Origin of the sequence: Psychromonas sp. (assembly GCF_047632995.1) — a bacterium.
Taxonomy (GTDB): Bacteria; Pseudomonadota; Gammaproteobacteria; order Enterobacterales; family Psychromonadaceae; genus Psychromonas.
The window spans coordinates 1-7,345 of record NZ_JBLIEK010000142.1 but is presented as its reverse complement, the minus strand read 5'-3'; the positions used below and the strand labels follow the sequence as shown (position 1 = coordinate 7,345).

Genomic DNA, 7,345 nt, shown 5'->3' with positions numbered 1-7,345 from the left:
CGCTCATCTCATTGAGCATTGCCCCTTTTTTAGTTTTCATATTATGTTCGCGCGCTAACATGCCATCAATGGCATTTAACGCCATACGAATAAAAAGCACGAAAGGCAGTAAAAGCAATGACCAGAAAACACCGTTGCTGAGATAAATTACAGCGCCACAGAGTAACGACAATAGCATTGCAAACCAAGTCACCTGATTCGCGCTGACACCTTTATTAGCCAAGGCCACTACAATAGGCCTGAGTAGATCTTGAAACTTCGGTTTAAGATCATAAATAGTTAACATATAATTCCTTTTTAAAGTAGAAAACAGCTCTGTCCATGCACATTACAGTTAATGGCTTTCTTTTCTACCACAAACTCAAAGCAAACGTCACAAAAGTTATTGAAAAGCAGAGTGAAAGGGGAAACGTTGGACAAGCCAACCTTTTTTATCACTGAGTTGACGAATACGATCAACCATCCATTGGCGGCGATGCGAGAAACTTTGCCCGCTATATTGATCGTCGCCACACAAAAATGTGCGGCGAACACAACTAGAAGTACAATGGTAATAAGGTGTATCAACAAGCTCTAAATAGTCGATGAAAGCATAGACCGCTCGTTACATTCAATTGCAACATAGCTAAATTAAGTTCTGAAATTATATTTCACCGTTAATGCCATCCCACCTTTCAGGTTCTACTATACGAATACCTGTCAATTCACTTTCTTCTAAGTGTTTTTTTAACACCTCATTAATTACTACCAATCGTGTAAAATATGCGGCTCTAAATAAAGGTTCCTCACTTATTAAGCTACTTTTTAGTACGAGTTTCTTGATACCGAAGATCCCCTTAAGCTCACCATTTTTATTCATACGAGCCCTCAGTTCAGAAGCTTCTCGGTCAATACAATCAATAGCACCAATAAAGTTACTAGCAAAATAACCTTTTTGTACTTTCCCCCCTTCTTTTTCAATAATAGTTGCAGGAAAATACTGGATATTTTTTAAACCTAATTGATCAAAATACTGCTTTAAACGTTCAGAAACGACGGAACAGCCCATATCACTAACAGCATAATCTGTCATAACGCCTGAAGGCAGTGATTCACAAATAAACTCTAAGTTCGATAAATCATACTCATCAGGATTTATCTTAATTCCATCTTCCCAAATCATTTCATTACATGAGCCATTATCTGAAATTCTTATATCAGGTGAAGTATCGGTATTGGGGAATAGTAAATGGTATAACATGTTAAAAAAACCTTATAATTTAGGGTATATAATTTCATCGGTGCGATCCAACATTTCTTTCGCAAACTCTTCCGCTTTATTGATATGAGCAGGGTGACAAATCCAAGGTGTGATGACACCAGCAGTACTTTTGAAAGCTTCATCTTCCGCAATCTCAACTTCTTCTACTAATAAATCTTTAAAGCTATCATCAGGCTCATCACAAAAACCACCTTGCTGAATCGTTCTAACAATATCCCTAAGTAAAACATTCGAAGCGTTCATAAACTCTGCTGCATGCCCACCAATATGCAACTGAAGCGGTTTATCATTGTCCACCGCAATGGCGAATTCAGCATAGTGCGCGTCAGGATCTTCATCCCCTTTATCTTTCCTTCCAGGTAAATCAATCACATTATTTATATTGTTCGGATCATATTTTTTTTCTTTTAAATAATGATTTAAAGCAGCAAACCTATCTGTAGGGTTAGGAGGATTAGATTGAGCCCCCATTATAAAGGAGCTAAACGCAAGGCAGTGATGGCCTTCTGACTTGTAAGCTGTTGGAGGCGACTTTTTATCAGGATATATATCCAATTTAGCACTAGCAAACCTTCCCCCCACACCACTGATTTTCTTTCTAGACCAGCCAGTTGGTTTAATTACATCTTTTTTAGGAAACTCATGCTCTGACTTTCCACAAAACACACACTTCCCTTTTTCAAGGTTAATTAATGCAATGGCTATTCCCTCACCTATTTGTGTCATTGATGCTCCCTACCTATATTGTAAGAAAGAGTCTTCATAAAAGTCCTTAAAAATCTAATTAACATTTATTTTTTCAACAATAACCGCTGAACGTTTTGCCCCATCCGAAGAGCAATAAACAAGATGCTTGTTCTCCTTTTCTTCTGACAAAAGTCTCAAAGCAGATAAGCTAACCATTGCAGTACCAAGAGCGGCTCCTAAATCGCCAAAACAATCAACAGGGTGATTAACGTTATAATCATTAGTAAAAAATTGATGGCTTCGTGTCATTGCAACCCCTAACTCTTTAACCCAATATGGCTCTCCATTCATGCCGCTATATACTTGTGAAATCAAATGACTAGAGTTATTTGATAACGCTCTTTTAAAAGCAAGACTTAAACCATTGCCCAAGTAAGGTTCATTACTTTCTAAATATCCGGGCTCGTCAGCAATTCCAACAGTGTTTAAAGCTATAACTTGATTGTTTTGTTTCTGTGCATACTGAATTTTCCGAGTTAATAGAATAAAGCTTGCCCCTTCACCAGGGCAAAAACCGTTAACACTGCCTTCATAAAGTAATCGTTCACGTTCATCTAAGTGGTTAAGCAATGATAAGTTCAAATGACTATCGCTACTACCTACCAGTACAAAATCTTCATTTTGTTCATAAAGATAGCGATATGCTAATTCTAAACTTTGTAAGCCAGCAGCCCGCCCAGTATGTATCCTGTGTACTCTACTAATATCAATAGGTAGCGCACTAAACTTGCTAATATTTTCAATTAAAAAATTAGTTGGAATTTGATCAACAAATGGAACATTTTCAGGTAAAGCGAATATTAAAGGTATTGCTTGTTTGATACGTTGTTTACACTGAGCGGTCTCAATAGTCTCATTTAAAGCTAATAGAGCCATTTTAATAATTCGTTCATACTGTGGCCTAAAAGAGATATCTTTTTCAATTTCAATATCGAACAGCAGCGCATCATCAGGAACTTGCGAAACTTTAATATTTTTGCCCGATTTAGAGATATAGTCAGACTCAGCATAAGCACTCACACCTGCATTCACAGAAGCAGCTGTCATCTGAGTATTAAAACCAACAGGTGTGATCATGCCCGTCGCGGCAATATAGAGCTTATCTAATTGGCTCAAACCAGACTCCTTGCTTTAACATTAACAAAAGGTGATTGCGGATCTAATAATGCTAATGTTAATGCCAGACTATAGCGTTGACGCTGCCCAGCTTGTTTTAACATGTTATGTAACTTTTCCACTGTGGCAGGGGTATTTTGATTAACCTCAATGCCCATAATATAGCGTGAGCCTGTTTTGTACCTATCTCGATAACGTAGCCAAGTATGATTAATTTTATTCACATCGGGAAACGGTAGGTTTTCGTCTTTATCTAGCTCAATATTTTCATCATCGTTATCATCATTTGGCACCACAGAAATCTCTTCAGGTGCATCAATCGTTAATTCGTAGCGCTCTAAATCAATTCCTGTAATCAAGGTAAACGCTTCTCCAGCAACTTTTGCTGTTTCAAAACTATTCATTTTTTCAATTAACCAAGGCACAGTATGTGGGTCACCGAGCTCTCCACTTGCTTGTATCACTTTGCGTAGCATCGCTGGTTGTTGTGCTAATTCAGAAATAACCAAACGCGCTTTATCTATTGGTAAAACTTTAAACATCATCTGTAATGCGAGTGGCGAAAACAGAGAGTCTTCGGTCAAATATTCTTTCAGGTTAAGTACCTGTTTATGGTCACCGAGCATCACTATGCTCCAGTTCGCCCAGAATTTAACTTCAGGTACATCATGTTCTACAAGAGTTAAAAGATAATTGCCGTAGGCATATAGTTTCAACTCTCCGACTAAGCGGATAAGCCGTGTTAATAACCGGGTATCTGCTAAACAGTCTTCACGTTGAAATAGCTCTTTTAATATATCACCGGGACTCTTACGACGAATGCTACACAACGCGATAGCTAAGTGTTTATGATTTAAATCTTTACTGTATAAAAACCTTTCTATCCACTCGTTGATTAATTTCTTTGGCAGCCAAGCCATTGCAGAGACTAACCCTTTAAAGGTTTGCTCATTGCAAAAAGCATGGTTAACCACATGCTGTATTTTATCCATATTGCGACTACGAAATGCAATAATTGCAGCAGAAAAAGTTTCTCCAGCTTGCTCATAGCTGAGCTCTTCTAAACAGATATCCCAAGCGAGTTCAAAATTACACATCAAACCGTCAAGGTTGGCGTCAATCCGTTTTTCAAGTTCTGCGAGATCCTCTAAATAATAATGAGGTTGCTTAACGCTAATAGAGCGTAATAACCATAAAAAAGAAGCATCAACCACAAACTGTTCGCTAATATCGCGATAAGCATTGGCTGATTTTTGAAGTGTATTACTAGAACTGAACAAAATAGTTGATTAACCCATTATATTTTTATTGTTGTGGAATAATGGATCACCCATACGGCATACATTTTTTCCTTCAAACTTCACATCAAAGGAGTACATCATGAATTCGCACTCACCTTTGATTTTACCACTGATAATGCCTTTTTTATTACCCGCTTGGTCACCCGTACTTTTTGTATAGATTGCACCTTTTACCATAGGCATTTTTTTATCCGTAGTAACAGATTTAGGGCCTTTATCTGTATCCGCTGATGCACCAATATTTGGGTAAGGGATAGGCACAACGGCGTTACCAATTTGCGTTAAACACACATCTGGAAAGACAATGCTTTTCCCCCCACTGCCCTTGTGTGCGATACCTCTTGAATTTGCAAAGGTTGTTTGTCCCATGTTTTTCTCCAATCCTTAACGAGATAATTTAACTTCAATCTCTTTAATTTTTAATAGGGTTTTATCACACTCAAAGGGTGCTAACCAAACCATTGATAACCGCTTCTCATTAGGCTGGAGTGTTAATGTTTCAATGTTAAGTTGTAATGGCATTGCTTTATTGTTAACAACCGCGTTGCAGAGCATTTTTATTTGTGGAACATTTAACTGAATATCGCCTGCAGGGTGCATTCCTGTAATTTGAATCGCTTCCCCACCTTGCAGATAACCTGGATAGATCAAATCAGGATGCGCTGCATTTAAAAAGCGCTTATCAAAATCTTCTGGCAGATATGGCGCACGCGTTGTCTGCCAATGCTCATCATAGGTACCCGCCCACTTCCTGCGTGGTAACCAATCACCACTGCAGGGGGCAAAACCCGCCGGTAGAGGGTTATCTTTAATGCTTTGAATAGGCTGCTTTGGGTCTTCTATATTTGGTACCGGTAAACCTTCCATCTCTTGGATACTTCGCTTACCTGCAAAACCACAGCCGACACTATTTCGTTCTTCTACCAAAATTGTTGTTTGATCAACTTCATGTTGACCACCAAACGCACGCTCATAAACCATTGGCATCGATTGAAATGGCGTAGGTAATGAAGGTTGTCCGTTTTGCCAGTGTCTATCACCAAATACACGCACTTTTTTTTGCACTTGCCCTACTGCTAACTGCACATCTAACTGTCGGACTTGTTGATTGTTTTTTGCACAAGCATTGCCTTGCATAATAATATCGGTACTGTTTTTGCCAACATGAAAATCAGAGAGCTGCTTAAGACTAGACTGCCCTGGCTCCCCCCAATACTCTTCACCCATTTGTGGCGGGATTTGCTCATCAGCAAGCGTCCATTGTGCACCCATTAAAAAGGTTGCTTTAACAATGACGTAAAGTGAATCAATGCCGTCTTCATTTGGGAACGTGGCAATTTCAGCTGCAAAAGGTGTAGTATTGTTAAGTTGAAGCATACGTGTTTACCTTGAATAAATCAGTTTACCTGAACCGAGCCGCCCATAATTCGGTTTACACCACTTGAACGGTTAAGCAGGTATTTACCACGTATCAGCACTTTGCCTGATTTGGTCAGGGTAATACTCGATTCACCACACTTAAAGACCATCTCTTCCTGCGCTTCAAAGGTCACTTTTTTACCTTCGACTTTTACATTATCGATATTCAGATCACCAGCAAGCTCAACTTTTTCTGTTTCATTTTGCGCTTCAAAGTTTTCTAACATCGCTTGTAGCGGGCTATGAATAAGTCCAATAACAATCGGTTGCTTTAAATCACCTTGATTAAACAACAAAGCAACTTGCCTTGTTACATGGTGCTGCGTTAGGGATAACGTGGTCATCGCACTAATCGGCTGTTTTGATGGGTTTTGCGGAAAATCAATCAAAGGTAGCCCTAATGGATCAACAGAGCACAGCGTGCCAATAATGATTTCACCAGATGCAATCTGGTGTTCTGTTGTTAGCTCTTCAAATGTTTCTATTGCATTAACTTGATTATCATTCATAAAAATTTACAGCTAGTTCGTTTGAACTTTGCTCCCTTTTAACACAACATTACCAGAGCCCTTCAGGTTGATGTTTTTACCACTGATGGTGATATCGCCATTACTTTTCATTACAATTTGCGCAGAGCCTGTTTTTAATACAATCTCTTTATCCGCTTGCATGGTGATGGTTTTAGCCTTGAGGCCATATTCTTTAGTCACAGCTTCTGTATACTTTCCATTAACAGTTTCTTGTAGATCTTTATCTACAGTAATGGTCATATTCTTGCCGATAGATTCAGTGTGATTTTCACCGATTGTGATATCAACATCTTTTCCAATCGACTCAGTATGATTTTTCCCAACATCAATTGTTTTATTCTCGCCAATACTTTCAGTCTGATTTTTAGTAACTGTCTTATTACGATCATTCTCAATAGTAGAGTTTTCATCATGCTTAACGGTTTTAGTACGGTCTTTATCAACCGTTAAGGTTTCATTATTTTTGATGTAGGTATCAAGATCTTTTTCAGCTTGAATATAAAGTTGTTCACTGGATTTTTTATCTTCAAAACGAATTTCATTGTAATTATCGCTACTGCCACCTTTAGTAGAGTGCGTTTTAATACCGTTTTGTGTTTTAGAGTCGTAAGGGGGTTTATTGTTGCCGTTATAAACAGAGCCAGTGACGATAGGACGGTCCGGATCGCCATCTAAAAAGGTCACAATCACTTCATGGCCAATCCGAGGGATAAACGATGAGCCCCAACCATTACCCGCGAACGATTGCATCACGCGGATAAAGCAGGAACTGTTTTCATCTTTTTTACCCTCTTTATCCCACATAAATTGGACTTTAATGCGGCCAAATTCATCAATATAGATCTCTTCACCAGAAGGACCGGTTACTAAAGCAGATTGAGGACCATGCATAACCGGGCGTTGATAAACCATTGGCGGTCTATACATATTTGCAAGTGGCATAAAGGTAAATGTATTACTGTATTGCTCAT

Annotated in this window: 9 protein-coding genes; all 9 read right to left on the bottom strand. The window is 38.7% G+C overall.

Features of this window, described 5'->3' with window-relative positions; all coding sequences use genetic code 11:
* The coding region (locus tag ACJAT7_RS16560; protein ID WP_415227911.1) for a CDP-alcohol phosphatidyltransferase family protein at positions 1-286 on the bottom strand (286 nt) is incomplete at its 3' end.
* Between the two features lie 357 nt (positions 287-643).
* Positions 644-1,240 carry an imm11 family protein gene (locus tag ACJAT7_RS16555; RefSeq protein WP_415227910.1) on the bottom strand — a complete coding sequence of 199 codons (597 nt, stop codon included), beginning with the start codon at positions 1,238-1,240 and terminating at the stop codon, positions 644-646.
* A gap of 12 nt (positions 1,241-1,252) precedes the next feature.
* On the bottom strand, positions 1,253-1,987 hold the full coding sequence (locus ACJAT7_RS16550) for a hypothetical protein (protein WP_415227909.1): 735 nt from the start codon (positions 1,985-1,987) through the stop codon (positions 1,253-1,255).
* 54 nt (positions 1,988-2,041) lie between these two features.
* Positions 2,042-3,124 (bottom strand): hypothetical protein, encoded by a 1,083-nt coding sequence (locus tag ACJAT7_RS16545; RefSeq protein WP_415227908.1) that lies wholly within the window; start codon positions 3,122-3,124, stop codon positions 2,042-2,044.
* Complete coding sequence (locus ACJAT7_RS16540; RefSeq protein ID WP_415227907.1) at positions 3,121-4,404, bottom strand: TIGR02270 family protein; 1,284 nt, start codon at positions 4,402-4,404, stop codon at positions 3,121-3,123. The genes ACJAT7_RS16545 and ACJAT7_RS16540 overlap by 4 nt, the downstream gene beginning before the upstream one ends.
* Before the next feature lie 9 nt (positions 4,405-4,413).
* On the bottom strand, positions 4,414-4,794 hold the full coding sequence (locus ACJAT7_RS16535) for a DUF4150 domain-containing protein (protein WP_415227906.1): 381 nt from the start codon (positions 4,792-4,794) through the stop codon (positions 4,414-4,416).
* 15 nt (positions 4,795-4,809) lie between these two features.
* Positions 4,810-5,802 (bottom strand): DUF2169 family type VI secretion system accessory protein, encoded by a 993-nt coding sequence (locus ACJAT7_RS16530; RefSeq protein WP_415227905.1) that lies wholly within the window; start codon positions 5,800-5,802, stop codon positions 4,810-4,812.
* 20 nt (positions 5,803-5,822) lie between these two features.
* Positions 5,823-6,353, bottom strand: coding sequence for a DUF6484 domain-containing protein (locus ACJAT7_RS16525; protein ID WP_415227904.1), 531 nt, complete (start codon positions 6,351-6,353; stop codon positions 5,823-5,825).
* A gap of 12 nt (positions 6,354-6,365) precedes the next feature.
* The coding region (locus ACJAT7_RS16520; protein ID WP_415227903.1) for a type VI secretion system Vgr family protein at positions 6,366-7,345 on the bottom strand (980 nt) is incomplete at its 5' end.

What these genes read in the sequence shown, in the direction of transcription:
- ACJAT7_RS16555 (WP_415227910.1), bottom strand. Translation starts at nt 1,240, where the DNA reads ATGTTATACCATTTACTATTCCCCAATACCGATACTTCACCTGATATA.
- ACJAT7_RS16550 (WP_415227909.1), bottom strand. Translation starts at nt 1,987, where the DNA reads ATGACACAAATAGGTGAGGGAATAGCCATTGCATTAATTAACCTTGAA.
- ACJAT7_RS16535 (WP_415227906.1), bottom strand. Translation starts at nt 4,794, where the DNA reads ATGGGACAAACAACCTTTGCAAATTCAAGAGGTATCGCACACAAGGGC.
- ACJAT7_RS16530 (WP_415227905.1), bottom strand. Translation starts at nt 5,802, where the DNA reads ATGCTTCAACTTAACAATACTACACCTTTTGCAGCTGAAATTGCCACG.
- ACJAT7_RS16525 (WP_415227904.1), bottom strand. Translation starts at nt 6,353, where the DNA reads ATGAATGATAATCAAGTTAATGCAATAGAAACATTTGAAGAGCTAACA.